This is a genomic window from Rossellomorea sp. GCM10028870 (assembly GCF_042666755.1).
Classification (GTDB): domain Bacteria; phylum Bacillota; class Bacilli; order Bacillales; family Bacillaceae_B; genus Rossellomorea.
Genome location: NZ_JBHTGN010000003.1, coordinates 133,118 through 159,121 on the forward strand (window position 1 = coordinate 133,118; position 26,004 = coordinate 159,121).

Annotated in this window: 25 protein-coding genes; 9 read left to right on the forward strand and 16 right to left on the reverse strand. The window is 42.3% G+C overall.

Features of this window, described 5'->3' with window-relative positions; translation table 11 throughout:
• Nucleotides 1–134: 134 nt before the first annotated feature.
• The 8 genes from ACFQWC_RS14580 to ACFQWC_RS14615 form a co-directional block, all read right to left on the reverse strand.
• Nucleotides 135–371 carry a YusG family protein gene (locus tag ACFQWC_RS14580; RefSeq protein WP_299743636.1) on the reverse strand — a complete coding sequence of 79 codons (237 nt, stop codon included), beginning with the start codon at nt 369–371 and terminating at the stop codon, nt 135–137.
• A 429-nt stretch (nt 372–800) separates the two neighbouring features.
• On the reverse strand, nt 801–1,184 hold the full coding sequence (gcvH, locus tag ACFQWC_RS14585; protein WP_377108171.1) for a glycine cleavage system protein GcvH: 384 nt from the start codon (nt 1,182–1,184) through the stop codon (nt 801–803).
• A 128-nt stretch (nt 1,185–1,312) separates the two neighbouring features.
• Nucleotides 1,313–1,669: an arsenate reductase family protein gene (locus ACFQWC_RS14590; RefSeq protein ID WP_377108173.1), complete on the reverse strand. Its 357-nt coding sequence runs from the start codon at nt 1,667–1,669 to the stop codon at nt 1,313–1,315.
• A gap of 112 nt (nt 1,670–1,781) precedes the next feature.
• Nucleotides 1,782–2,084 (reverse strand): ArsR/SmtB family transcription factor, encoded by a 303-nt coding sequence (locus ACFQWC_RS14595; RefSeq protein ID WP_044338179.1) that lies wholly within the window; start codon nt 2,082–2,084, stop codon nt 1,782–1,784.
• A 32-nt stretch (nt 2,085–2,116) separates the two neighbouring features.
• The gene (locus tag ACFQWC_RS14600; RefSeq protein ID WP_341356896.1) at nt 2,117–2,896 is read right to left on the reverse strand and encodes an SDR family NAD(P)-dependent oxidoreductase; all 780 of its coding nucleotides are present in this window, start codon (nt 2,894–2,896) and stop codon (nt 2,117–2,119) included.
• 149 nt (nt 2,897–3,045) lie between these two features.
• Nucleotides 3,046–4,830, reverse strand: a complete 1,785-nt coding sequence (locus ACFQWC_RS14605; protein ID WP_299743621.1) for an acyl-CoA dehydrogenase family protein — start codon at nt 4,828–4,830, stop codon at nt 3,046–3,048.
• Nucleotides 4,831–4,900: 70 nt separating this feature from the next.
• Nucleotides 4,901–6,079 carry an acetyl-CoA C-acetyltransferase gene (locus ACFQWC_RS14610; protein WP_148970072.1) on the reverse strand — a complete coding sequence of 393 codons (1,179 nt, stop codon included), beginning with the start codon at nt 6,077–6,079 and terminating at the stop codon, nt 4,901–4,903.
• Between the two features lie 37 nt (nt 6,080–6,116).
• On the reverse strand, nt 6,117–8,501 hold the full coding sequence (locus ACFQWC_RS14615; RefSeq protein WP_377108176.1) for a 3-hydroxyacyl-CoA dehydrogenase/enoyl-CoA hydratase family protein: 2,385 nt from the start codon (nt 8,499–8,501) through the stop codon (nt 6,117–6,119).
• A 239-nt stretch (nt 8,502–8,740) separates the two neighbouring features.
• Here ACFQWC_RS14615 and ACFQWC_RS14620 point away from each other — a divergent pair, with 239 nt between their 5' ends.
• From ACFQWC_RS14620 to ACFQWC_RS14630, 3 genes are all read left to right on the forward strand, one after another.
• The gene (locus tag ACFQWC_RS14620) at nt 8,741–10,321 is read left to right on the forward strand and encodes a bifunctional metallophosphatase/5'-nucleotidase (RefSeq protein ID WP_377108178.1); all 1,581 of its coding nucleotides are present in this window, start codon (nt 8,741–8,743) and stop codon (nt 10,319–10,321) included.
• A 96-nt stretch (nt 10,322–10,417) separates the two neighbouring features.
• Nucleotides 10,418–10,555 (forward strand): YuzL family protein, encoded by a 138-nt coding sequence (locus ACFQWC_RS14625; RefSeq protein ID WP_113969033.1) that lies wholly within the window; start codon nt 10,418–10,420, stop codon nt 10,553–10,555.
• Between the two features lie 406 nt (nt 10,556–10,961).
• Nucleotides 10,962–11,588, forward strand: coding sequence for a YczE/YyaS/YitT family protein (locus ACFQWC_RS14630; RefSeq protein WP_299743608.1), 627 nt, complete (start codon nt 10,962–10,964; stop codon nt 11,586–11,588).
• Between the two features lie 109 nt (nt 11,589–11,697).
• On the opposite strand, the gene ACFQWC_RS14635 is transcribed toward ACFQWC_RS14630, so the two are convergent.
• Nucleotides 11,698–13,161, reverse strand: coding sequence for a potassium/proton antiporter (locus ACFQWC_RS14635; protein WP_341356900.1), 1,464 nt, complete (start codon nt 13,159–13,161; stop codon nt 11,698–11,700).
• A 215-nt stretch (nt 13,162–13,376) separates the two neighbouring features.
• Nucleotides 13,377–14,294: a proline dehydrogenase gene (locus ACFQWC_RS14640; protein ID WP_299743602.1), complete on the reverse strand. Its 918-nt coding sequence runs from the start codon at nt 14,292–14,294 to the stop codon at nt 13,377–13,379.
• Nucleotides 14,295–14,608: 314 nt separating this feature from the next.
• Here ACFQWC_RS14640 and ACFQWC_RS14645 point away from each other — a divergent pair, with 314 nt between their 5' ends.
• Nucleotides 14,609–14,872: a hypothetical protein gene (locus ACFQWC_RS14645; RefSeq protein WP_299743599.1), complete on the forward strand. Its 264-nt coding sequence runs from the start codon at nt 14,609–14,611 to the stop codon at nt 14,870–14,872.
• Nucleotides 14,873–14,888: 16 nt separating this feature from the next.
• A complete protein-coding gene (locus ACFQWC_RS14650) occupies nt 14,889–15,236 on the forward strand; it encodes a spore coat protein (RefSeq protein WP_341356901.1) in 348 nt (115 codons plus the stop codon).
• Nucleotides 15,237–15,525: 289 nt separating this feature from the next.
• On the opposite strand, the gene ACFQWC_RS14655 is transcribed toward ACFQWC_RS14650, so the two are convergent.
• From ACFQWC_RS14655 to ACFQWC_RS14675, 5 genes are read right to left on the reverse strand one after another with little or no spacing between them, the layout of a single operon-like run.
• Nucleotides 15,526–15,792, reverse strand: a complete 267-nt coding sequence (locus ACFQWC_RS14655; RefSeq protein WP_299744014.1) for a DUF2573 family protein — start codon at nt 15,790–15,792, stop codon at nt 15,526–15,528.
• Nucleotides 15,793–15,817: 25 nt separating this feature from the next.
• Complete coding sequence (fhuF, locus tag ACFQWC_RS14660) at nt 15,818–16,576, reverse strand: siderophore-iron reductase FhuF (protein WP_341356902.1); 759 nt, start codon at nt 16,574–16,576, stop codon at nt 15,818–15,820.
• Nucleotides 16,573–17,391, reverse strand: a complete 819-nt coding sequence (locus ACFQWC_RS14665) for an ABC transporter ATP-binding protein (protein WP_044338193.1) — start codon at nt 17,389–17,391, stop codon at nt 16,573–16,575. Before ACFQWC_RS14665 ends, fhuF begins: the two co-directional genes overlap by 4 nt.
• A 15-nt stretch (nt 17,392–17,406) precedes the next feature.
• Nucleotides 17,407–18,462, reverse strand: coding sequence for a FecCD family ABC transporter permease (locus ACFQWC_RS14670; protein WP_299743587.1), 1,056 nt, complete (start codon nt 18,460–18,462; stop codon nt 17,407–17,409).
• 3 nt (nt 18,463–18,465) lie between these two features.
• Nucleotides 18,466–19,452: a FecCD family ABC transporter permease gene (locus ACFQWC_RS14675; RefSeq protein ID WP_299743585.1), complete on the reverse strand. Its 987-nt coding sequence runs from the start codon at nt 19,450–19,452 to the stop codon at nt 18,466–18,468.
• Nucleotides 19,453–19,683: 231 nt separating this feature from the next.
• Here ACFQWC_RS14675 and ACFQWC_RS14680 point away from each other — a divergent pair, with 231 nt between their 5' ends.
• The 4 genes from ACFQWC_RS14680 (at nt 19,684) to ACFQWC_RS14695 (ending at nt 24,844) form a co-directional block, all read left to right on the forward strand.
• Entirely contained in the window at nt 19,684–20,649 is a 966-nt protein-coding gene (locus tag ACFQWC_RS14680; protein WP_341356903.1) for an ABC transporter substrate-binding protein, read from the forward strand.
• Between the two features lie 489 nt (nt 20,650–21,138).
• Nucleotides 21,139–22,644, forward strand: coding sequence for a spore germination protein (locus ACFQWC_RS14685; protein WP_299743579.1), 1,506 nt, complete (start codon nt 21,139–21,141; stop codon nt 22,642–22,644).
• A 17-nt stretch (nt 22,645–22,661) separates the two neighbouring features.
• Nucleotides 22,662–23,750 (forward strand): GerAB/ArcD/ProY family transporter, encoded by a 1,089-nt coding sequence (locus ACFQWC_RS14690; RefSeq protein ID WP_341356904.1) that lies wholly within the window; start codon nt 22,662–22,664, stop codon nt 23,748–23,750.
• Nucleotides 23,747–24,844: a Ger(x)C family spore germination protein gene (locus ACFQWC_RS14695; RefSeq protein ID WP_377108184.1), complete on the forward strand. Its 1,098-nt coding sequence runs from the start codon at nt 23,747–23,749 to the stop codon at nt 24,842–24,844. The genes ACFQWC_RS14690 and ACFQWC_RS14695 overlap by 4 nt, the downstream gene beginning before the upstream one ends.
• Nucleotides 24,845–24,884: 40 nt before the next feature.
• Here ACFQWC_RS14695 and ACFQWC_RS14700 read toward each other — a convergent pair whose 3' ends face one another.
• The gene (locus ACFQWC_RS14700; RefSeq protein WP_341358026.1) at nt 24,885–25,925 is read right to left on the reverse strand and encodes an oxidoreductase; all 1,041 of its coding nucleotides are present in this window, start codon (nt 25,923–25,925) and stop codon (nt 24,885–24,887) included.
• Between the last annotated feature and the right edge of the window lie 79 nt (nt 25,926–26,004).

Below are 26,004 nucleotides of genomic sequence, written 5' to 3' on the forward strand. Positions count from 1 at the left end.
TTCAAATAACAAGAGATGATGTCCACTTTCTACTTATATTTTCTCATGTTTATAAAAAAATGCGCAAGTGGTTTGCCTATCTGCTTATACAAATGGTGCCAGATTCATTGTCGAATCTGGCACCATGAGCATTTCTAACACCAGCCACCCTCATCACAATCTGTGTATCTTGCTTGATCGCCTTCCGTGGAAGTGTAGCTTTGATAAATTTTATTTTCTTTTGCTTCAAAGTTTGGCTCCATGCTTAATCCATCAAGAGGTAAAGCCATTCTGCCGATTGGCTGATTATCCAAATATAGTTCTACTTCACCATTTTTCAGTTTTCCTGTCACCCTGTTGGTTACATCTAATTTCTTAGGCTTGAGCACCATACGTATTCATCCTTTCTTTTTAGAAGGCATTTTTCGTAAACTTTGTTGTTTTAATAAAGCGTGCAGTGGTTGATTTCCGCTCCAGGTGCTCGCTTTCCGCGGGGCGTGAGTTGAGCCTCCTCGGGCTTTGCCCTGTGGGGTCTCAACTTTCCCGCTATTCCCGCAGGAGTCGAGCACCTTCCGCTCCAATCAACCTTCTAAGCATGAGGCCCCGTTCTGCTAAGCTGGGTTGCTCGTTCGAATACTAGCTGAAAGAGGAGAACTTCCCCTCACCACCTAGTTCACACTGAATCACACAGCACTGGCAGTCTATATATTAAGAACAACAATTGTTGCGAAAAGAGCTTTCTTATAAAAAACGTCTACTCATATGGTGCCCAAAATAAAAAACAAAACACCTTGAGAAATTCTCAAGGTGCATGGTAGAAATTATCCTTCATTAATCATTTCGTCATACTGTTCAGCTGTCATAAGCTTGTCTACTTCTCCAACGTCTGAAGGTTCAACAACGATCATCCAAGCTTTTTCATAAGGTGATTCGTTCACGAACTCAGGGCTATCAGACAGCTCTTCATTCACTTCTACCACCTTACCGGATACAGGTGCATATAGCTCAGAAACGGTTTTAACCGATTCAACACTACCGAACGGCTCGTCCGCTTTGATCTCATCTCCAACCTCTGGTAACTCAACGAATACGATATCGCCCAGTTCAGATTGTGCAAATGATGTGATTCCCACTCGTACATTTTCCCCTTCAACTTTGACCCACTCATGTTCTTCAGAATAACGAAGTTCTTTCGGTGTACTCATTCTCTATCCCTCCAAATGCTAGTTATACAACCTAATATTGACACACTTTTCATTAAAAAAGCAAGAAAACCTAGCATGAATAATGAAACTTTTTCATTGTCCATGATTTGGTAATCCCAGACCTCTTTTTACTTCCAGGTTTCTTCAAAGGTTTCTTCCTTGAAACCAACTGTCACCTTACTTCCATCCGTAGTGATTGGACGCTTGATCAGCATCCCGTCCGTGGAAAGTATTTCTAATAATTCCTCATCGGAAGCCGAGTTTACTTTATCTTTCAAGCCTAATTCCCGATACTTTTTACCACTTGTATTAAAGAACTTCTTAAGAGGTAATCCGCTCTTTTCATGTAGGTTTTTAAGCTCGTCTTTTGTAGGGGGGGTTTCAACGATATGTATTTCATTAAATGCTATGTTTTCTTCTTCCAGCCACTTCTTTGCTTTCCGGCACGTACCACACTTCGGATATGAATAAAAAGACAACGACATCATTCCACCACCTTTCATTTATCTGGATGGGGAGTCCCCATCCAGAATACACATTGCTCGAATCTATCTCTACATTCGACAATATTCTTTATTATCCTTCTTTTGTGAAACATTACTCACATTGTTTTTCAACCGTTTCAACCAGTTCCTTTAGTAGGACAGTTGCATTATCCAATTCAAGAGAATAGAAGCGCTGGGTTCCTTTTTGCTCTAAAGAAACTAATTGTTGATCTCTCAGGATCTTTAAGTGATGAGAAACAGCAGGGCGGGATAAAGTTAGATTTTCAGTTATCTGATTAACCGTAAGAGGTTCTTGTTCGGCAAGAAGTAATATTATGTCCTGACGATAAGGATCACTTAGCGCTTGAAATAATGGAATGCAAGCACGAAATGTATCAATTGCTTTTTGACCCATAGTCTTCTCCCTTCAAACTCATTCACATTCAATTATACCCGTTCTTGCACCTTGCGAACAATATTTGTGACCATTTTCCTCGGCATAAAACGGATGGACTGGGTCAGCATTCTATTTTTGAAACCTGGGATGATAACTGTTTTGTTCTTCGTCATCATTTGGTTATATCCCTCATCTACCACTTCTTCCACACTCATCACACCAGACTGAAATAGTTTTGAAGACTTCAGGTCAGCTGCATCACTGAACCCCGTTTGGGTAGCTCCTGGGCACAAAGCGGTTACTTTCACTCCGTGCGGTGCCCATTCATTCGCCAAGGCTTCTGAAAATGAAAGGACATACGCTTTTGTTGCATAGTAAACGGCCATTAACGGACCCGGCTGGAATGCTGCTGTTGATGCTACATTCAGAATTTGTCCACTATTTCTGCCCACCATTTCTTTTCCAAAATACTTACTTAGCTCTGTAAGGGCAGTGATATTCACTTGAATCATGTCCAGTTCTTTGGATAGTTCAGTTCGTTCAAACTCCCCAAACAATCCGAATCCTGCATTATTGATTAGGAAATCCACCTGGATCCCTTTTGCTTTGACTTCCTCATATAACGTTTCCGATGCTCCTGGTTTGGAAAGGTCTGATGGTATGACATATGCTTTCACACCGTACTTACTTTTAATTTCTTTTGATAGAATACGAAGCTTCTCCTCACTTCTTGCTACAAGAATCACATCATGACCTGAACCTGCAAATTTATGACTAAAGTGCAAGCCTATACCACTTGAAGCCCCTGTAATTAATACTGTTTTATTCATCTATGATTACCACCTTATCTTTAATGTTTAAACACTTAAACGTTTAAGTGTTTAAACATATAATAATTAATTGAGTTGTAGATGTCAAGTTATGAACAAAATTAAGGGACGGACCTCCATTTCAGAGGTCCGTCCCTTAAACTACTTAATTAAACTGTATATTTTTGTGCGTCTATCAGCTTTTCAGATGCCGCTCGTTTGACTGCGATCACGTTGATCGGTGTATGGCGGGTGAATTTACGGAGTGCGGATAGCATCATGCGCAGTGTGTCACCCGTTTCAGTTGCTACCAGCGTTTCTTTTGCATGTTGTTCGATTTCATTGAATGCTTCTTGACAGAAGATTTGTGTGTAAAGAAGTTTTTGCTGAGCTTTCTCTACTCCACCTTTTTGAATGGCTTTTTCTGTTCTAAGAACAACGGATTCCATCGCGTATGCGTTCGAAACGATATCGGCAATGTTCACAAGAATTTCCTGTTCTTTTTCAAGGGCTTTACCGAACTTTTGAGCCGCTAAACCAGATAGCATCAAGCCGATTTTCTTCGCGTTTTTCACAAGGTATTTTTCTTGAGCCAGTGGCTCATCTCCTACTTCTTCAGGCATAAGCATCATCAATTCCTCTTGAAGGGCCTGTGCCTTTTGAAGTAATGGAAGTTCACCTTTCATTGCTTTACGAAGGTACGTGCCAGGAACCAGAAGGCGGTTGATTTCGTTTGTTCCCTCAAAAATGCGGTTGATACGGGAGTCACGGTACATTCTTTCAATTTCATATTCCTGCATGAATCCGTATCCTCCGTGAAGTTGAACACCTTCATCGACTACATAATCCAGTACTTCTGTTGCGAAGAATTTATTCAGTGAACACTCAATCGCGTATTCTGCAATTGATTTTGCCACTTCTGTTCCGTTCTTCACTTCTTCATCCGTAAGCTTGCTCATGCGATCCTCGAACAATCCTACTGTACGGTAAACGGAGCTTTCTGCTGCATATAATTTAGACGCCATTGTTGCCAGTTTTTCTTTTGTCAGGTTGAAAGCAGAAATTGGGGTTTTAAATTGCTGACGTTGATTCGTGTATTGTACCGTTACCTCTAATGCACGTTTACTCGCTCCGACAGCTCCTACCCCTAATTTATAACGGCCGATGTTTAAGATATTGAAAGCAATGATATGGCCTTTCCCTGCATCACCAAGAAGGTTTTCCACTGGAATTTCAGCATCTTCCAGGATTAATGTACGGGTGGATGAGCTTTTGATACCCATTTTCTTCTCTTCCGGCCCAGTTGAAACGCCTGGGAACTCTTTTTCTACGATGAACGCCGAGAAATGCTCCCCATCGATTTTCGCATACACAACGAATACATCAGCAAATGCAGAGTTTGTGATCCACTGCTTCTCACCATTTAAAATGTAGTGAGTACCTTCTGCATTCAATTTAGCTGTCGTTTTAGCACCCAGTGCATCTGAACCTGAACCCGGCTCCGTTAATGCGTATGCTGCCAGTTTTTCACCAGTCGCCAATGGAGGAAGGTATTTTTGCTTTTGTTCTTCGTTTCCGAACAGAACGATTGGCAGTGACCCGATTCCAACGTGTGCACCGTGAGAGATGGAGAATCCGCCTGCACGTGACATTTTTTCAGCAATCAGTGCCGAGCTCACTTTATCCAGGCCCAATCCGCCGTACTCTTCAGGAACGTCAGCACCCAAAAGGCCAAGATCCCCCGCTTCTTTTAACAGGCGAACGGAGTGGTCAAATTCATGGTTTTCCAGATTATCGATGACAGGTACAACTTCATTCAACACATAATCCTCGGTTGTTTTGGCAATCATTTTTTGTTCATCAGAGTATTCCTCCGGTGTGAAAACTTGCTCACAGCTTACATCTTCAATTAAAAAACTTCCACCCTTGATCAGCTTTTCTGTTTGATTCGCCATTTCGAATCCCCCTAAAAATTATTATTTTGAAGGAGCAGTGGGCCTCGGCATTCGAGGTCCGTCCCTCCTATTAACCTATTAATTCAAAGACGCCGGCTGCACCCATTCCGCCTCCGATGCACATGGTGACGATACCGAATTGCTGGTTTCTGCGTTTCATTTCGTGTACGAGGGAAAGGGTCAGCTTCGCACCTGTACAGCCCAGCGGATGACCAAGAGCGATGGCTCCACCGTTTACGTTCACTTTTTCTTCATCCAGACCCAGCTGACGAATGACTTGGATGGACTGAGAAGCGAATGCTTCGTTCAGTTCAAATAGTCCGATATCCGACAGCTCCAATCCCGCCATCTTCAAAGCCCGTGGAATCGCCTCGACTGGACCGATTCCCATGATTTCCGGCGGAACTCCGGCTACTGCAAAGCTTCTGAACTTCGCCATTGGTTGCAGTCCTAATGAACCAGCCTTTTCTCTATCCATCACCATGACAGCAGCTGCTCCGTCACTCGTCTGGGATGAGTTCCCTGCCGTTACAGAGCCCTTCACATTGAAAGCCGGGCGTAACTTAGCCAGAACTTCCGAGCTTGTTTCAGCACGTACCCCTTCGTCTTTTGAAAATTGGAATGATTTCTCCACCAGTTTATTTTCATTGCTTACTGAACGATGAAGCACATCAACCGGTACGATTTCATCGTCGAATTTCCCTTCAGCAATAGCTTTTGCCGCTTTTTGGTGACTTCTTACCGCAAATGCATCCTGATCTTCACGGGATACTCCGAACTTTCTTGCCACCTGCTCAGCTGTATGCCCCATACTCATATAGTATTGAGGCGCATTTTCAGCAAGCTTGGCATTCGGGCGGACTACGTGACCCATCATCGGAACAAGACTCATGGATTCAGCTCCACCTGCAATCGCTGTATCAGAGTGCCCAAGCATGATTTTTTCTGCAGCATAAGCAATGGATTGCAACCCGGATGAACAATATCGGTTAATCGTGATTGCCGGTACTGAATCAGGCAGGCCCGCAAGACCACCGATATTTCTAGCCATGTTTAACCCTTGTTCTGCTTCAGGCATCGCGCATCCGATGATCAGATCATCGATGTTGCCTTCATAGTTTCCTGCACGTTTGAGGGTTTCTTTAACTACAAGTGCCCCAAGATCATCTGGCCGCACCTGTGCTAATGATCCTTTTCTTGACTTTCCGACTGGTGTTCTTGCACCAGCAACAATGACTGCTTCGCGCATGAAATTCCCCCGCTTTCTAATATGATATAAACGCTGATTAATTGCGTAATGGTTTTCCTTTTACAAGCATGTGCTGCATTCTTTGCTGTGATTTAGGCTGAGCAACAAGACTCAGGAATGCTTCTCTTTCAAGATCCAACAAGTACTGTTCGTCTACTTCTGTTCCATATGGTACTTTTCCGCCTGCGATCACGTAAGCAAGCTTTTTCGCGATCATCAGATCATGTTCTGAAATGAAGCCTGATTGGAGCATGGATTGAGCTCCAAGAAGAAGGGTTGCATATCCTGTTTCACCTACAACGGGTACCTTCTTGCGGATCGGAGCTGAGTATCCACCTTCGTATAGGCTTAGTGCAGCCTGTTTTGCATCGTATAACAGATGATCATTGTTTACACTTACTCCATCCGCATTATTTAAGAAGTTGTTGTCTCTTGCTTCATCACCAGATGTGGAAACCTTCGCCATAGCAATTGATTCGAATACTTTATTGGCTACTTTTTGAAGATCGAATTCCACTCCATTTGGAAGGTTCGCTAAGTGCTTCATATAAAGTTCTTTGTTTCCGCCGCCTCCAGGGATTAATCCAACACCGACTTCGACTAAGCCCATGTACGTTTCCATGGAAGCCTGGATGTGAGCAGCCGGTAAGCAAACTTCGCTCCCGCCGCCTAATGTCATGCCGAATGGTGCGGCTACCACTGGCTTGGATGAATATTTGATCTTCATCATCGCCTGCTGGAAGTGCCTGACGACCATATCGATTTCAAATACGTTGTCATCCTGTGCTTCCATCAGGATCATGGCAAGATTTGCTCCTACACAGAAGTTCTTGCCCTGGTTTCCGATGACGAGTCCTTTATAATTCTTCTCTACTTCATCCACTGCAAAATTGATCATTTGCGTTATGTCTAATCCGATCGCGTTATTTGGAGAATGGAACTCAAGAAGCGCGATTCCATCTCCGATATCTATTAAGCTTGCTCCGGAATTCTTTTTGATCAGCTTTCCTTGCTTCTTAAGAGCCTTTAAGTCGAGTGCCTTCGGGTTTCGCTCTACAAGTTGGTAGTCTCCATTGTGATAGAAGTAACGCTCTCCATCTTCTTCTTTATAGAAAGTGGAGTGACCTTCAGCGAGCATCGTTTCTACCCACTCAGGTACCTTTAGGCCTTCTTCCTTCATGCGGGTCACAGATTTTTCAACACCGATTGCATCCCATGTTTCAAATGGGCCCATTTCCCATCCGAAGCCCCATTTCATGGCCTGGTCGATGCCTACGATATCATCAGCGATTTCACCATGCAGCCGGGCTGAATAATTTAACACCGGGGACACGATATTCCATAGGAGCATGCCTGCTTGATCTTTCGCATAGACAAGTGATTTTATTTTATTCTTTAATCCTTTTTCATTCTTCGCCATTTCAAGAGAAGCGGTTTTCAGCTTTTGACGTGGTTGATAATCCATCGTTTCAGGATTAAGCTCCAGGATCTCTTTTCCTTGTTTCAGGAAAAATCCCTGGCCGCTCTTGCTCCCAAGCCAGCCATTTTCAAGCATCTTCTGCATGAAGGCCGGTACTTCAAACACCTTCTGCTCTTCCCCTTCCACTTGGTCGTACACATTCTTCGCAACATGAGCGAATGTATCAAGTCCGACCACATCAAGTGTACGGAAAGTGGCACTTTTCGGTCTTCCGATCGTTGGACCCGTGATGGAATCAACTTCTCCTACAGAGTAGCCGCCTTTCAGCATTTCTTGAACAGTGATGAGCAATCCATAGGTTCCGATGCGATTTGCAATGAAGTTTGGTGTATCTTTCGCCATCACGACACCCTTACCGAGCACATCTTCTCCAAATGTCTTCATGAAGCTGACTACTTCCGGATCCGTGTTCTTCGTCGGAATCACTTCAAGAAGCTTTAAATAACGAGGCGGATTGAAGAAATGCGTGCCTAAGAAATTCTTTTGGAAATCATCGCTTCGCCCTTCTGACATAGCCTCGATTGAAATCCCGGATGTATTTGAACTTATGATGCTTCCCGGTTTACGGTATCGTTCCACTTGTTCGAACACTTTTTTCTTGATATCTAAATTCTCAACGACTACCTCAATGACCCAGTCACAATCCCCGATATTTTGAAGGTCATCCTCGAAGTTGCCTGCTGTAATGAGTGAAGCGTTTTGCTTTGAAGTCAATGGCGCCGGTTTTTGTTTAAAGAGCTTTTTTAAAGCGTTTTCACTAAATTGATTGCGAAACGCCTTGCTCTCTTCTGTCAGTCCCTTTGCTTTATGTTCGTCGGTTAATTCTCTTGGTACGATATCTAATAACATTGTCGGGATGCCGATATTTGCAAGGTGAGCGGCAATTCCTGAACCCATGACTCCTGATCCTAACACTGCGGCTTTCTGAATTCTACGAACCAATGGTATTTCCCCCTTTTACACACTTTGAATGAATACTCATTCATTTTTTACTCAAAAAAAAGACTCGAATGAGTTCCTGTTACATCTAATATATCTGATTTTCTAAAATATCGCAATATTTAAAAGACTAAAAATGATAAATTTTACAAAAACTTTGATGTTTTTACTTTGTCATCTTCTTCCTCCATAATGTAGACTTGATAAAACTATAATGCCTTTTTCAGGATATGGAGGTTCGAATGAAAAACCATACAACATCTATAACGATACTTGAAACCAGTGATATTCATGGACATATATTCCCTTACTTATATGGAACGAAGGAGAAGGCAACTGTTGGTTTAGGTAAACTGGCAACCTTTATTAAAAGTGTACGAAAACAAACCGGGAATGTTCTAGTCATTGATAATGGAGATCTCTATCAAGGCACTCCCCTTACTTATTATTATATGAAACAAGCTCGTCATTTGCCAAACCCTTTTGTTTCAATTTTACATGAAATGAATTATGATGCAGCCGTGATTGGCAACCATGAATTCAATTATGGGATGGAACCCTTACGTAAAGCGCAACAAGATGCAGAGTTTCCTTTTTTATCAGCAAATATCCTTGATAATAGGACGAAGAAACCTTACTTTGGGCTCCCTTACTTCATCAAAGTACTACCTAACGGGGTAAAAGCAGCCGTGCTTGGCGTGACGACACATTATATTCCAAACTGGGAAAAGCCCTCTCACATAGCAGATCTGGAATTTAAAGATGCCTTTACCTCAACTCAGAGTTGGATTTCCTACATACACAAAGTAGAAAAACCTGATGTGATGATTGTGTCGTATCATGGAGGTTTCGAAAGAGATATTCAAACGGGTTTAACGACTGAGAGACAAACTGGTGAAAACCAAGGCTATAAAATTTGTCAGGAAGTAAAAGGAATCGATGTGCTGCTCACTGGTCATCAACACCGAAAACTTGCCGGCACCATCAATGGGATTTCAATCGTACAGCCGGGAATGTATGGTGGGACTATCGGACAAGTAACCATTGAGTTACAACGAAACAAGCAAGGATGGACTGTGTTAAACAAGGAGACTCAGATCGTTTCCATGGAGGGAATCGAGGCCGATAAAAATGTCCTTTCCTTAGCCTGGGAGATTGAAAGCAAAACACAGTCCTGGCTTGACCAACCCATAGGTACGATTGAAGGAAATATGCTGATAGAAGATACATTCGAGGCTCGTATCAGGGAACATCCATTCATTGAGTTCATTCACCGCGTACAAATGGAGGCAGCTGATGTTTCCATTTCAGCAACCGCACTATTCAGTGAATCTCAACGGGGGCTGCCGAATATGGTCACAATGAGGGATATCGTGTCTAATTATATCTATCCAAATACGTTAACCGTTCTTGAAATTACAGGGAGAGACATACGTCTTGCCCTTGAGCGTTCGGCATCTTATTTCGCTGTGAACCAAGCAGGATCGCTTAGTGTGAATCCGAATTTCACCACTCCTAAACCTCAGCATTATAACTATGATATGTGGGAAGGGATTGACTACGTGTTGAATATCAGCCATCCAATAGGAAAGCGGGTTACTTCCCTGCTTTTCAACGGGGAGCCCCTGCAAGAAAATAAACATTACCAAGTCGTCATGAACAATTACCGGGCAGGTGGCGGCGGGGAATACACCATGTTCAAGAACAAACCGATTATCAAAGAAATACAAATCGACATGACCGAGCTGATTGCTGACCACTTCCTCAAATATAAAACGATAAAAGCTGCCTGTAATCACAATTGGAAGGTTATTGTCGATTAAGAGGGACGGACCTCCGTGCAGGTCCGTCCCTCTTCTGCATATAGAACATCATAAAATTTAAAAGATCCGGGAATCTTAGTAATGGAGGTGTTCGACATGGCTAAGCATAAGAAAAATCCTTCCAAGGCTGGAGTGAGTGCAGCAAGTGTGAAGGGGGACGCTGGTCCTACCGTTGATATGGACGGCGGCGGAAAAAGAAACAGTCAAAACAACCAATTTAAGAAGCAACCATAATGTGTTTTAGGAAAAATAGCGCCTGATTTTGCTGATCAGGTGCTTTTTTTCGTGGGTTGATGGGATCGGGGTGTGTGATTGGCGATTCGTTGGGGATTTAAAAGGCTTTGGGAAATTTATCGACCGTAATTTCGATATATCAACCGTTATCCGGAATTATCGACCGTTCGACAAATTCCGCTAAACACAAACACTATTCCCCTCCCTTCCTAACCACACACTAATCCCCAAACTTTTCCCTTCCCCATACAAAAATTAACTTTGCCTTGTCCCCACTTTTACAGTAAACTAAGAATATAAATTCTAAGTTGTCAGACCTCCTACTTTATCTATCACAACCTAAGGTAGCTCGTCTGTTTTTTAAAGTACAGTAATGATAACGTTTACAGTAAAGGAGACTATGTGAATGAAACGCAGACTTTTGTTTTTTACGATTGGACTTTTTATTTTGACAATGGGTGTTGCCCTGATTATTAAATCTGGTTTAGGTGCCTCTGCCTGGGATGCCCTGGCCGTTGGGGAATCGAATATGTTTGGGATTACGGTTGGAACCGCTGTTTTCATAAATGGGATTGTACTGATCGGCCTTAATGCTCTTATTATGAAGAAGAAGCCTGATGTATTGGCTGCGGGGTCCATTCTTGTGATTGGCCTTTTGATTGATTTTTGGTTACTGGTCGTCTTTAATGATTACGCTCCCGAGATGCTGATGAATCAGGTGTTCACCCTTGCTTCAGGTATTTTGACAATGGGACTTGGAATTGCGATTTACTTACAGGCTAAATTCCCTGCTAGCCCTATGGATACACTTATGGTGGCCATCCATACGCGTTTCGGATTAAATCTTCGTAATTCGCGAATCATCAGTGAAGGATTTGCCCTGTCACTGGCATTCCTGTTTAAGGGAGATATCGGAATCGGTACGATCATTGTTACGCTCCTATTAGGATTCGTGGTTCAATATAGCTTCCCAATGTTCGAACAGCTCTTTGAAAGAAAATCATTGGGTAAAGCAGCCGTCTCTGCTGACTAATCAATAATAAAAAAGCAATCTTCCAAGTGGAAGATTGCTTTTTTATTATTGATATATTTTGGCTCATCCTGAATGAAGGGTGGCTCGTGCCCGGCACCAATTGTTCTGTTTACGTGGAACTTAATCCCCCTTTAGAATTCAAGAGCTCATTGATACGCTTTCTCTGGCTCTTATTTGCAAGCACATAAAGTGTATCATTTGCTTTGATGACAGTGTCACCCATTGGAGTGATCAGTTCATTGTTGCGGATAACCGCTGAAATCAATGTTTTCTCAGGCAGATTGATGTCCTTGATCGCCTTGTTTGTAATATAGGCATCGTCGTTGATGAGAACTTCGAGCATTTCATTGTTTGTTTTACCGATTGAAACGAGTTCTATGCTGTGAGCGATTGGCGGTTTTTCTTCCCCAGCAAGATTCAGATAGTTGGCTAAAGGTGAGATGGTCGTTCCTTGTATCAGAGCGGATAGAAGAACAACGAAAAACACGACGTTGAAGATGACTTCATTGTTTTCGATATTGGCAACCATTGGATACGTTGCCAATACGATTGGTACCGCGCCCTTCAAACCTGCCCATGAGATGAAGAACTTTTCTTTAATGGAGAAACTCTTTGCCAGGGCAAGACTTAGATACACTCCCAGTGGTCTCGCTACTACAATCAATAGAATCGATAGGACGATCCCTTGCCACGCAATGCTTGGCAAATGCTGAGGGAAAACCAATAATCCGAGCAGGATAAACATGACGATTTGCATCATCCACGCAAACCCTTCATTAAAACGGACAATGGAATGTCGATAGGTCAATTCCTGATTCCCTACTACGATCGCCATGATATAGACAGCTAATAGACCACTCGCTTCAAGAATGCTGGTAAATGCGTAAGTGAAGATAGCCAGTGAAATGGACAGAACAGGATACAAACCGGATGAATCAAGATTGATCCGATTAATGATCCACACAGATGCCCATCCAAGCGCCAGCCCAAGTACCAGGCCCATACCCATTTGCCAAAAAAAGCTTAAAATCAAGGTAGCAGGATTTAATCCGGGAAATTGGATCAATTGCAAAAAAGCTACCGTCAAAAAGATTGCCATCGGATCGTTACTGCCTGATTCAGCTTCCAGTGTAGAAGAAATTTTCGGTTTGATGTTTTTGTTGCCTAAAACGGAGAAAACCGCTGCAGCGTCCGTCGAACCAACGATTGCCCCAAATAACATCCCTTCCAGCCAGCTTACATCGAGGATGAACTTTGCTGCCACCCCAATCGAAAGTGTGGTCACAATGACTCCAATGGTTGCCAGTGATAATGAAGGTTTATAGACACTTTTCACATTGCTCCATTTTGTCTGAAGTCCACCTTCAAACAAAATGATGATTAAAGCAAGTGTTCCGATGAATTGTGTCATTGGAGCATTATCGAAGAAGAAATATGTATTTAGTACCATACCTACGATGATAAATAATATAAGTGAGGGGACGCCTAATCTGGTGGAGAACTTGGCGGTTATGACACCGACTAAAAGCAAGAGGCCAAGCAGTAAAGTCAAATTATCAATGGTGATTTCCATTTTATCGCCTCTTATTCATGAAGATTATTCACTTTTATTATATTATATTGTGAATACCGTAACAATTAAAAAGCCTCTTCTCTCTTCTATTCAGCAATAATATTCCCATTAGTCGTTTAGGGATACCTTCTCTTCTTAACTAGGGATGGCTGGCTTCGCCTATAAACAAAAATAAGACTCCATGAACATCCACAGAGTCTTATCACTAATTGCAATTATTTCTTCATGACACCTTTTAAAACAAAGGCGACGTTGGCTGGTCTTTCAGCCAGTCTTCTCATAAAGTATCCATACCAGTCAGTACCGTACGGAACGTATACGCGCATTTTGTAGCCTTCTTTGACCAGTTCATGCTGCCGTTCCACACGGATACCAAACAGCATTTGAAACTCGAATTGATCACGTGGGATATTGTACTCTTCCACGAGTCTTTTCGTATATTCGATCATCTCATCATCGTGTGTGGCAATGGCTGTATAATTGCCGTTTAATAGATGAGTTTTAATAATTTTTTTGAAATTATCGTCTACATCCTTCTTTTCGGGAAACGCAACTTCAGGTGACTCTTTATAGGCCCCTTTTACTAGACGCAGATTGGGGGAATACGCATTCAGATCATCCATATCCTTTTCTGTTCTATATAAATAGGCTTGTATAACCGTGCCGATGTTATCATACTCAGACTTTAACCGCTTGAAGATATCAATGGTCTTCCCACAACGGGAGTAGTCCTCCATATCAATGGTCACGAATACATTATGCTTGGTTGCTTCATCAAGAATCAATCGCATATTCTTCATGACAACCTCTTCGGAAATATCCAGCCCCATTGATGTCATCTTTAGGGACAGCTGAGATTTCAGGTTTTCTCTCCCGATTGCACGAACAGCCTCTACACATTCTAGTGCCATTTCGTTTGCTTCACGCTCATTGTCCACAAACTCTCCTAAATAGTCGATCGTTACAACAAGATTCTGACTATTCAGTTCGCGAATAACCTCAACTGCCTGCAGAATCGAAGACCCTGCAACGAATCGGCCGGCTCCAAAACGCAGGCCATATTTCTTAGCGAGCTTTGTCATCGGCTTATTTTTTGAAAGGAATAAAAAGAAATTACGCATTGCTTGCTCCATGTTGCTTACCCCCTGAAAAAACATATACATCATACTATGAAACCGTTTTCTTTTTGCTAAAAAAGAAAATGTTCGTACTATAATATATCTACCAACATTTTATCACCTTTTAAGCGTTTTGAATATACTTTCAATACGTTCTTAGTAGAATATTATCGAAATTTGTATACACGTGAATAATCATGTTGAGCATTAGGAAAAATAACCTTTGCCCTATGATTATAAAACTTTCTTAAGGGGTCGTATACAGGGTAATATTACCTATTGATCATATTAAGAAAGTCAATTGAAGGAATGAAAAGGAGGAAAAGAATATGCAACAACAACCTCAACAAGGAAGCCAGCAACAAGCCTATACGGAGCCGCCACAGATGCTTACCACAAAGGATTCATTATATTTAAATGACATGCTTGCTTGGAATTTAAATGCTATGAAAAAGTGTCATTTCGCCGCAGCTCATTGTCAGGATGCTGAGATTAAAGCTGAGCTGGATAAGTGCGGGCAGATGCATCAGCGTCACTATCAACAACTACTAGCACATTTGAACACGACTAACCAAAACCAAAACATGATGTAGAAAGGAGTTCTCTTATATGAATCAACAAAATCAGCAAAAAATCCAAAATCCCCAGACTCAAGTACCGGCTACACCACAGATGAATGATCGTGACTTCATCACCGATGTCCTGTCTCACGAGAAATATATGACGGCTTCTTATTGTACAGCTCTGAACGAAGCGAGTCATCAAGCACTATATCAAGACCTACTTACAATTTTTAATGAAACACAAAATGCTCAACGCGAGCTTTACAATGAAATGTTCCGCAAAGGCTGGTACAAGCTCGAGGCTGCCGACAGTCAAAAGATTCAACAATCGTATCAACAGCACCAGCAGTATTCTTCTCAATTTCCCTATGGGTATGGCGGTCAGGTTCAATAATGCAGAAGGCAGACGCTGGTCTGCCTTTTTTGTTGGGAAGTGCGTTTGGGGTGAGGCTGGTATAGCTACGAGTTAGTAGCTTATCGGGATGAGACGGGGCATTTTTGGCAAATTGAAAATAAAAGTAAAGTTTTGAAAATAAAAGTTTGAAAGTCGATAATAAGCGAGCAAATGTCAATAATAGATCCCACAAACTCGTTTAAAACCTCCCTCTGCCTCCCTGTCCCGATCAAAATAAAATAAAAAAGCACCCTCTTATACAAGGAAGGGTACTTCCACATTAAAATTTTTACTCTTCATTCTTTTTCCTATTCATTTCAGCGCGATGAGCTTCATTCATCACTTTTATCTCTCCAACAATCCGTTTCATCTCATCTTTCCCCTCAGGATATAAAGAATTCCAATGCTTCACGAGAGCAGGCATGTTTTTCGCGATGAATGAATAAAGAGCGTACTGGGTGACCATTTCTTTCTTGTCCGAATCGGTCTCACCTACTAATAGCTCAGTGTACTTTTCAATCAATGCATCAAATTGTTCAGGAAATTCTTTCATTATCTTAAACCTCCTTGTGAATATTGAGCTATGTCCTTTTCACTCGACAGGTTTGCGGACATGTTTTACAGCGATACTGTTCTCCATTTTCCAGTCTATAGGAGAAGCAGCACGTTTTGCGAACACGAACGTTTTCCGTTACACCTTCTACATTTACTTTACTACTATAGTAACGGGCTAGTGGATTTCTGTGATAGCGACCGAACCATTGGCTGTGTTCATCCAAAAGCAACTGACGGAATTGTTCATCCCTCTGCTTTCTCATTCCTTCACTTAAAAGGAAGGCATCATTCTCGTATATCCAGAAAACATATACGGCGATGTTTTCCCACAGTATGAGATTAGATAGCTTCGTCGTTTTCTTTAACACCTGAATCACTTTATCAAGATGCTCCCGAAAAACCGACTGAATAAATGCCTCTTTTTCCTTATGAGAAGTAAATTCAGTAACGGATGCGTCTTTTATATAAAACTGGGGCATCCATAAACCATTCTTGTCTCCATCTATGAGAATAAGATTTTCCGGTTTAAGGTTTAATTTCTTATTCCAATATGTCATCGCCATCAAGCCCATTGCCGCTACGAAAGCATATCGTTTCATGAATAAGGAAGCCGCTACTTTGAGATCCTCTGTTCCAATTAATGCAACCCTTTCAGAAAGGTAAGCCTTCATCCCTTCCTCATCTAAAAATGAGCTTGCTTCTTTCCCTTTAAAAGCAGGTGACCACTCTTTATGAAAACGATATTTCTTAAGGGTCTCCCACTGTTCTTGGGTGAGAGCATTCATCCCGTCTCACCCACGGCATTCAGAATGCAACGGCCTTTACCAAATGGGATGCATAGCGGGGTTCCAAACAAAGGATCTCGGGATACCTGACAATCCATATCAAACACATTCTTCACCAGCTCACAACTAATCACATCTTCAGGCTTCCCTTGGGCATAAATTTGCTTATCACGGATGGCAACAATATTATGAGCATAGCGACAGGCTAAATTCAGATCGTGCAGTACCATGACAATTGTTCGCTGTTCTTTCTCGTTGAGTTCGAATAGTAAATCAAGAATTTCAATTTGATGGGTCATATCGAGATAGGTAGTCGGTTCATCCAACAAAATGATGTCTGTGTCTTGCGCTAATGTCAGGGCGATCCAGGCACGCTGTCTCTGTCCCCCTGAAAGTTCATCCACTTTCCGGTGCTGCAGCTCTTCCATCTTCGTTGCCTTCAGTGCATCCTGGACAATTTCTTCATCCTTATGGGACCACTGCTTCAGCCAGGTTTGGTGAGGATAACGACCTTGCTTTACCAGCTGCAGGACGGTCAACCCCTCAGGAGCCGTTGGCGATTGAGGGAGAATGGCCATTTTACGAGCGACTTCTTTGGTTGATAAACGAGAGATTGCTTCCCCATCTAACAGAACCGATCCTTGTTTCGGCTTAAGCAATCTGGCAATGGAACGAAGAAGAGTGGATTTCCCGCAGCCATTTCCACCGATAAAGACCGAAATCTCCCCTTTTGGAATGTCAATATTCAATTCATCAATAATCGTTCGTTCCCCGTAAGATAGAGTCAAATCCTTCGTTTGTAAAATGTCACTCATTAATGGCCAACTCCTTTAAGAATTTCTTGTTTTAAATAAAAGATAGATAAAATATGGTGCTCCGATTGCTGCTGTAAATACTCCGGCTGGAACTTCCAGCGGCAGGAATAGAGTTCTGCCTATCAGATCTGCTACCATCACGAGGATTCCACCGATAAAGGCAGCAGTCGGAAGTAACGCACCGAAAGAAGATCCAACCATTCTTCTTGCCATATGAGGAGCCATCAAGCCTACAAAGCCAATTCCTCCTGCAAAGGCAACCGCCCCCCCTACTAAAGCCGTTGACATCAATAGAAGCAAAAAGCGTTGTCGCTGAACGTTCCCTCCAACACTTGTAGCAATTTCTTCCCCAAGTTCCTGGATATTCAATTGACGGGTTATAAAGAAGCTTAACAGGATAAAGACCAGGCTCCACGGAAGCAGAATCCATACGTCCTGCCAATCCGACCCGTTCACGGTACCTGTAATCCAAATGTTTGCCTGGCTTGCCCTATAAATAGGGCCAAGTATCATAAGAAGTGTTGTCAATGCTTGTGTCAGAGCTGATATCCCGATTCCGATCAACACGAGCCTGACAGGAGATACACCTTTTCTCCATGCCAAGAAATAAACTAAAAAGGCAATGACTGCCGCCCCTATAAAAGCAGCAACAGGAAGCCATTTAATACTGACCATCAATGTATTATCATCATTGCTGAAAACGGTCAGAAAAGCGACGACAGCTGCTCCTGCCCCTCCAGTTATCCCGATAATGTCGGGAGATGCCAAAGGGTTTCGGATCATCCCCTGTAAAATCCCCCCTGCCACGGCCAATGCCATCCCGGCCAGCAGGGCAATGATAATCCTTGGAAGTCGAAAAGACGTAACAACAAGCTGTTCTAAACTTGTTCCGCCTCCAAAGAAGACGCTAACGACCTTCCAAGGTGCTATTTTCAAATCGCCTATTCCAGTACTCATTATCAGGACGAGTAAAGTGATGACCCCTAATATCATGATTTTTTTCATGGCTGATAAATCAACGAGCATAGAAACCCGGTCCTGAAGCCAACGTTTTCCTATAAATCTATTCATCGGTTAAAACCCCTTCCTTGCAACGTACACGAAGAATGGTGCACCAATAATGGCTGTCATAACACCAACCGGCACCTCCTGGGGCATGATGATGTAACGGGCTCCAATGTCAGCGGCTAATAGTAAAATCGCTCCGAGTAATCCTGAGTAAGGGATTAACCAGCGATGATCTACACCAATGATTTTCCTGGCAAGATGAGGGATGACAATTCCGATAAAGCCTATTGGACCGGCAACGGCAACAGAACCTCCAGCCAGCAGTACGACAACAAGTAATGCGATAAATTTAATCAAGGCTGTTTTAAGGCCCAACCCTTTGGCAACATCTTCTCCCATGGCAAGTATATTCATTTTACCTGCTAACATGAGCGCAAGGATCCAGCCTGCCACAATATAAGGAAATACTCCGGATAAAATATCAAGGCTTCTCCCTTGAACAGAGCCTGCAAGCCAGAATAATACCTGCTCTAAGGCTGCTTCATTCAGTACAAGCAAACCTTGTGTGAATGACGAAAACATCGCAGTGATGGCTGCTCCTGCTAACGTCAGCTTCATGGGAGTCAAGCCTTTATTCCCGACTGAGCTGATGACATACACTCCGACAGCGGCTAAACCAGCCCCTAAAAACGCCAGCCACGTAAAGGATTGAAGATTGGTTACCCCAAATAACGTAACCGCCACTACCACCATAAAGGCACCACCGGCATTGATCCCGAAAATACCGGGAGATGCTAACGGATTCTTCGTCAAGGTCTGCATCAGGACTCCTGAAATTGCGAGGGATGCCCCTACTGTCGCAGCGATAAGTGCCCGCGGTAAGCGGATTGTCTGGAGCACAATATGCTCAGTCGATCCATCCGGGTTGATAAACGCTTCAAACGCTACTCTCCATGACGTATCCGTATACCCGAAGACAATGCTGACTCCTATACACAATACGAGAAATAGAATGGTTCCTATAAACAGAATAAATTGTTTTTGAATTTTCATTATGTGTTAACCTCTCTATCCCTTATTGAAATTCAATAAGGAAAGGAAAATCTATTAATGCTCACGTTCTTTTCTTCTTTTACTATTTTAAAGAAGAATGAAACAACCGTCAATGACTTTGAAAATCATTATCATTTAGATGTTGACAATGAAAACCTTCTCAACTAATATAAAAAGTATAAATGATAATCATTATCAACCACAAATTATTTTTCAGGAGGATTTATACATATGAAATTAAGAAGTTTTATGTCTTTATTACTCATCGCTTCCCTTCTACTTTTAGCAGCTTGCGGGAATAAGGAAGAGGAAAAAGAAGAATCTGCAAGTAACGATGATAAGAAAGAAGAAACCTATACAGTAGAACACGCAATGGGTACGACTGAAATCGAAGGAACTCCTAAGAAAGTTGTCATCCTTACAAATGAAGGAACAGAGGCTCTTCTCTCTATGGGCGTGACACCTGTTGGTGCAGTACAATCCTGGACAGGCGATCCTTGGTACGATCATATTGCCGACGATATGAAAAATGTTGAAGTCGTCGGAACTGAAAGCGAATTAAATATGGAAGCCATTGCAAAACTTCAACCGGACCTGATTATCGGGAACAAAATGCGTCAAGAGGAACAATACAATCAGTTGAAGGACATCGCTCCAACGGTCATGGCGGAAACACTTCGCGGTAACTGGAAAGAAAACTTTGAATTATACGCTAAAGCAGTAAACAAAGAAGAAAAAGGTCAAGAAGTCTTAGCCGAGTATGACCAACGAATTGAAGATCTTAAAGGAAAACTTGGAGATAAACTTAACCAGGAAGTATCTATGGTACGCTTTTTAGCAGGTGACGTACGTATCTACCATAAAGATTCATTCTCAGGTGTGATCCTGGATCAATTAGGATTTGCCCGTCCTGAAGGTCAGGATGTTGATGACTTTGCTGAAAAAGGTGTGACGAAAGAGCGAATCCCTGCGATGGATGGAGATGTGTTATTCTACTTCACATATGAAACGGGTGATGGGGAAGCGAACAAGCTTGCTGAAGAGTGGCTGAACGATCCTCTATTCCAAAACCTTGAAGTAGCAAAACAAGATAAAGTGTATGAAGTAAGCGATGCTATTTGGAACACTGCAGGTGGCGTTATGGCAGCGAATGCCATGCTTGATGATATCGAGAAGTTTTTCCTGGAGCAGGAATAACCAAATGAGACTGGAAAAGAGACATTCCTTTTCCAGTCTTTTTTTGACCTTTTTTAATGGTTCTTTCGCAGAGATTGTTGTTATAAAAACAGAAGCTGCCAAAGCTCTGTCAACCAGTATGCGCTGGATGGTGAGGAGAAGTGGAACTGCTCCCGTTAAAATGTGTAGGTATGTATATTTATCTTCATTAAGAAACTCATGCATAGTGTTGATTCTCGCTGCAGGTGCTCGACTCCTGCGGGAATAGCGGGAAAGTTGAGACCCCACAGGGCAAAGCCCGAGGAGGCTCAACTCACGCCCCGCGGAAAGCGAGCACCTGGAGCGGAAATCAACCAGCACTTTCCTTTTAAAAGCAACGAAGTCTACGAAAACGCCTTTCATATCCAGCAGACCTTAACTTTTTTTCCCACTTCCCCCATCCTTTTTCATAATTCTCCTATTTTCGGAAACACTACAGGATAGACCATACATCGAACATGAGGGATTAGTATGTTTCCATTCTTTAAGAACAAGAAAAACGCCGATAACACGAAGAAAAAACAGACCTACGAAAACTTTAAGCAAGAAGCTGAGAAATCGGCTGACTATAAACAAGCCTTTTATCAAAACCCTTATACAGGGACCAAATTCAGTTTGCATTTCATTACCACTCTGATTGATGGAAAGATTCTGCAGGAGGATGTTCTCCCCTCCCTGCTTTCAAAAGATTTTCACTCCTTTGATGACCTAAAAACCTTGGTTCCTGTATTGGATATTCAAATTTCAAAAGATGAAGCGGATATCGAACAGAAGCTTTTTAATGGGTACACATTATTAACGATGGATGCCTCCAACCGGAAATTTGCCTTCATTGCAACGAAAAATGAAATGGGTAGAAAAGTTTCTCAACCAGAAGTGGAATTCAGTGTGGTTGGTCCGAAAGAAGCCTTTGTTGAATCTCTCAGTGACAACCTTAACCTGCTCCGCAAACGTCTCCCGATTAAAGAGCTGTTAGTGGAAGAATTCAACATTGGAAAACTGACACACACGAGAGTCGCTTTAGTCTATCTTGATGGATTAGTAGATGAAGCGAATGTGAATACGTTGCGTCAACGTTTGCGATCCGTGGATTTTGATCAAATCATGGATAGTTCATTTATTGAACAGCTCATTGCCGATAATAGCAATTCCCCTTTCCCCCAGTTATTGGATTCAGAACGACCAGATCGAGTCGCTTCTGTACTGGTGGAAGGGAAGGTGGCCGTGATGGTGGATGGATCGCCTCACGCATTGATTGGACCCACGACCCTTGTTGAGTTCTTTAATGCCTATGAGGATTACTTCCTGAATTTCTCGATTGCTTCATTCCTCCGTCTAGTGCGTGTTTTCGCAGTAGCATTCTCGATATTGATTACACCCGTATATGTTGCTGCGTTGACGTATCATTATGAACTTATCCCAAAGGATTTAATGGCCACTCTTGTCACATCCAGACAAGAAATTCCTTTGCCTCCTATATTAGAGGCGTTATTTCTCGAATTAACGATTGAATTATTGCGCGAGGCAGGAGCGCGCCTTCCAACCAAAGTTGGTCAAACCATCGGTATCGTTGGGGGGATCGTGATCGGGACTGCATCCGTTGAGGCAGGGATCACGAGTAACGTCCTGCTCATTTTAGTTGCCCTTGCTGCGCTTGCTTCCTTTACGACTCCCGTGTACCGCATGGGCAATACGATCCGCTTGCTCCGATTCCCCTTCTTGTTGTTCGCACAACTTTGGGGATTATTAGGAATCGTTTTCTGCTTCTGCTTGCTTATGGGACATCTCTTACAATTAACCTCCCTGGGCAGACCGTTCCTGGAGCCACTCTATCCACCGAGAATGAAGGATCTGAAAGACGCTCTGATCCGGTTCCCTTTTAGTAAACAAGCAGGTCGTCCAGAATATTTAAGAACAAAAAAACCATACAGGTTCCGTCCATCGGAAGGAAAGAAAAAGCTAGATATAGATGAATAAAGGTCGGAGGTGATCAGATGCAAACCATTCCAGATAGAAGAAAAATATCCCCTTTCCTTGTTTTCTTTCTCATTCATTCCATTCAAGTCGGGGCAGGGGTTCTTGGGTTCCAACGAATCATTTCCATGAATGCGGGGTATGATGGATGGATTTCTGTTATCCTGGCAGGTATCCTTACTCATGTTCTCATGTTCCTTATGTACCTTATTTTAGGTAAATCTGGAGGGGACCTTGTATCTGCTCATACTTTGGTTTTCGGGAAGTGGATTGGTAATATATTTAATTTATTATTCGCTCTCTATTTTAGCCTGCTGGTCATAACGATTATGAGGACGTATATCGAGGTGTTGCAAGTATGGATGTATCCCCGATTAAGTACGTTTATGTTTGCGTTGTTCTTCTTGATTCTTGTCTACTATATTGTGAATGGGGGAGTCCGTACCATTGCAGGTACAGCATTTTTTGGAACTGTGCTGCCCAGTTATCTGATTTTAACCTTTGCGTTTACGTTTAAATACGCAGATTTCCGAAATATTTTACCAGTATTTGATCACACCATCAAAGATATATTGATTTCCACAAAAAATATGTCACTTACCTATCTGGGATACGAATCCATACTGATGCTCTATCCCTATATTAAAGATGCGAAAAAGTCTCAAAAATATGCTCATTGGGGGTTAATTACAACAACGATAATATACACCCTGATTGCCATTATTTCTTTTGCATTTTTCAGTCAAAAGCAATTAGAAAAGACTGTCTGGGCCACCCTTTCCATGTGGAAGATCGTTGAAATGCCCTTTGTTGAACGTTTTGAATATATCGGTATCGCCAATTGGTGCTTAGTGATTCTGCCCAACGTGTGCATCTCTCTCTGGTGTGCCAGCAGGATCATTAAGCGAATGACTCCTTTGAGACATCGTCATGCACTGATCATTATTTGTATCCTCTGTCTATGCGTCTTAACTTTTATCACTGACAGAAAACAGGTTAATTTCTTGAATACGGTTTCAGGACAAATCGGTTTTTATTTCAACTTTTTTTACATACCTGCTCTCTTAGTACTGGTGACTATCATGAAGAAGGTGAGACAAAAACAATGAAACAACTTTCCTTGATCATATTACTCATTTGTTCTATGTTCCTATCTGGATGTGTAGAAAAGGAAATTCTTGACGATTTATATGTTGAAACCGGAAAAGCCTATGATTATGGAGGAGAGAATAAAATAAGAGGGACAGCCCTGTTCCCCATTTATTTATCCGATAAATCCATCCAAAACGGAACGCTGTCTGCAGAAGCATCATCCACTCGGGAAGTGTTGGAGAAATTAGAAAGAAGGGCGCAACAGCCCCTTGTAAGAGGAAGCTTGGATGTCGTGTTGATAGGAGAAAAACTGGCCAAAAAAGGCATTATCGATATTGGAGACTCCCTGCAAAGAGACGCCAGTGTTGGGGCAAGGGTATATATAACGGTAACCGAAGGCGAAGCAGGGGAACTCATCAAAGGGAACTATGGCTTAAGAGGAAATGGAACGTATCTTTCTAACTTGATCACCCACAATATCACCCGAAGGGAATTGCCGGAAACAAATCTACATTTATTTCTATTCGACTATTTTCAAGAAGGACAGACACCGTATCTCCCCATATTAAAGAAGCTAACGAATGAAAGTGTAGCCATTACAGGTGTTGCCCTCTTCGATAAAGACAAAATGGTCAAAAAGATTCCCGCTGAGGAAATGTTCTTCTTTAAATTATTAGTGGATAAACTTGCTGAAGGAAGCCATGTCATCAAAATGGGGAAAAAGCCTGGCGCTACCGAAAAAACGGTTGAGGCTTCTGTAACGAGTCTAATCACTAAGCACAAAATTATGATTAAACATAAAGCTGATCCTGTTGAAGTGACAATGAGAATCAAGGTTAGGGGAATTGTCAGAGAGTATACCGGAAAAAAATTGACACCTGATAAAGTGGGAGAAGTTGAGAAAAAAATGGAAAAGGATATAGAAGAAACGTGCTTAGCCATGCTGAAGGAGTTTCAGGAATTAGGCATCGACCCTGTAGGCATCGGACAAAATCAAAAACATGGAGTACGTGGCTTCGATATTAAGGAATGGGAAGGAAGCATCTACCCCAGGGTGAAATTCAATGTGGAGGCAAATGTAAAGATATTAGAGGCCGGTACTGTGGAATAATAGCAAGAGAAAGGCTCCCCTGGGCGGGAGCCTTTCTTTTTTAACTCAGATAAATAACACGTTTACTTTCCGCGCTATCTTTACATGCTTCAATCAATTCTATCACGCCTAAAGCATCTTCAGGTTTTACAGGAAGAGATTTGCTCTCTCTTAATGTCTTATATATCCCTTTGTAGTATTGAGTATAATCTCCCTTTTCAGAAGGAATGACTTCTGAGGTCACTTCGTCATCAGAAATGGTTGTCAACGTACCCCAGTTTTCTTCATCTTCCATACCCCAATCTTCAATAAGAGGATTTTTCTCAGCTTTTAAATCATCTTCCTGACGATCCATTCCGTGCTTCACGAAGCTTCCTTTTACTCCATGAACCTGATATCGCGGTCCTGGATCAAGGACGATAGAACGAGAGTACAACTGCACCCTCAATACGTCATACCCGAGTGTAATGTGGAAATAATCTTCCGCTTTTTCCGGATTTCTTTGTGGAAACACATCTGCCTGCACCCAATGTGGTGTACCAAACAGGGCCAGTGCTTGATCCAGGAGGTGTGAGCCCAAGTCATATAGCACACCGGCTCCCTCGATTTTATTTTCTTTCCAACGGTCTTTAATAGTCGGGCGGAAACGGTCGAAGTGGGCTTCATATGTATAGATTTGTCCTAGAGCTTCTTCTTGGAGTAATTTTTGGATGGTTAAAAAGTCGGCATCCCATCGTCGGTTATGGAAGACAGAAAGATGCAAGCCTCTCTCTTTCGCTAAAGCTATCAGCTCTTTTCCTTCGACACTATTCGTCACAAATGGCTTCTCTACCACGACATGTTTATCAGCTAGTAAAGCCTGCTTAATCATGGCATAGTGAAGATGGTTCGGCGTTGTGATCACCACTAATTCGATGTCTTGTTGAAGTAAATCTTCAAGGGACGACACCACTGTTGTACCCTCAATGTCTTTCAACACTTTCTCTTCATCAGATGAAAGCACCGCTTCAATATGAAACTCCTCCAAATGTGAGAGTAACGGGCGATGAAAACTTTGTCCTGAAAAACCGTATCCTACTAATCCAACTTTGATCGGTTGCATAATGTCACCTTTTTCTTTCAAAATGTATTCCCATATTATCATGTACAAGTTCAGACGAAAAATGATTCGTTTTACAATT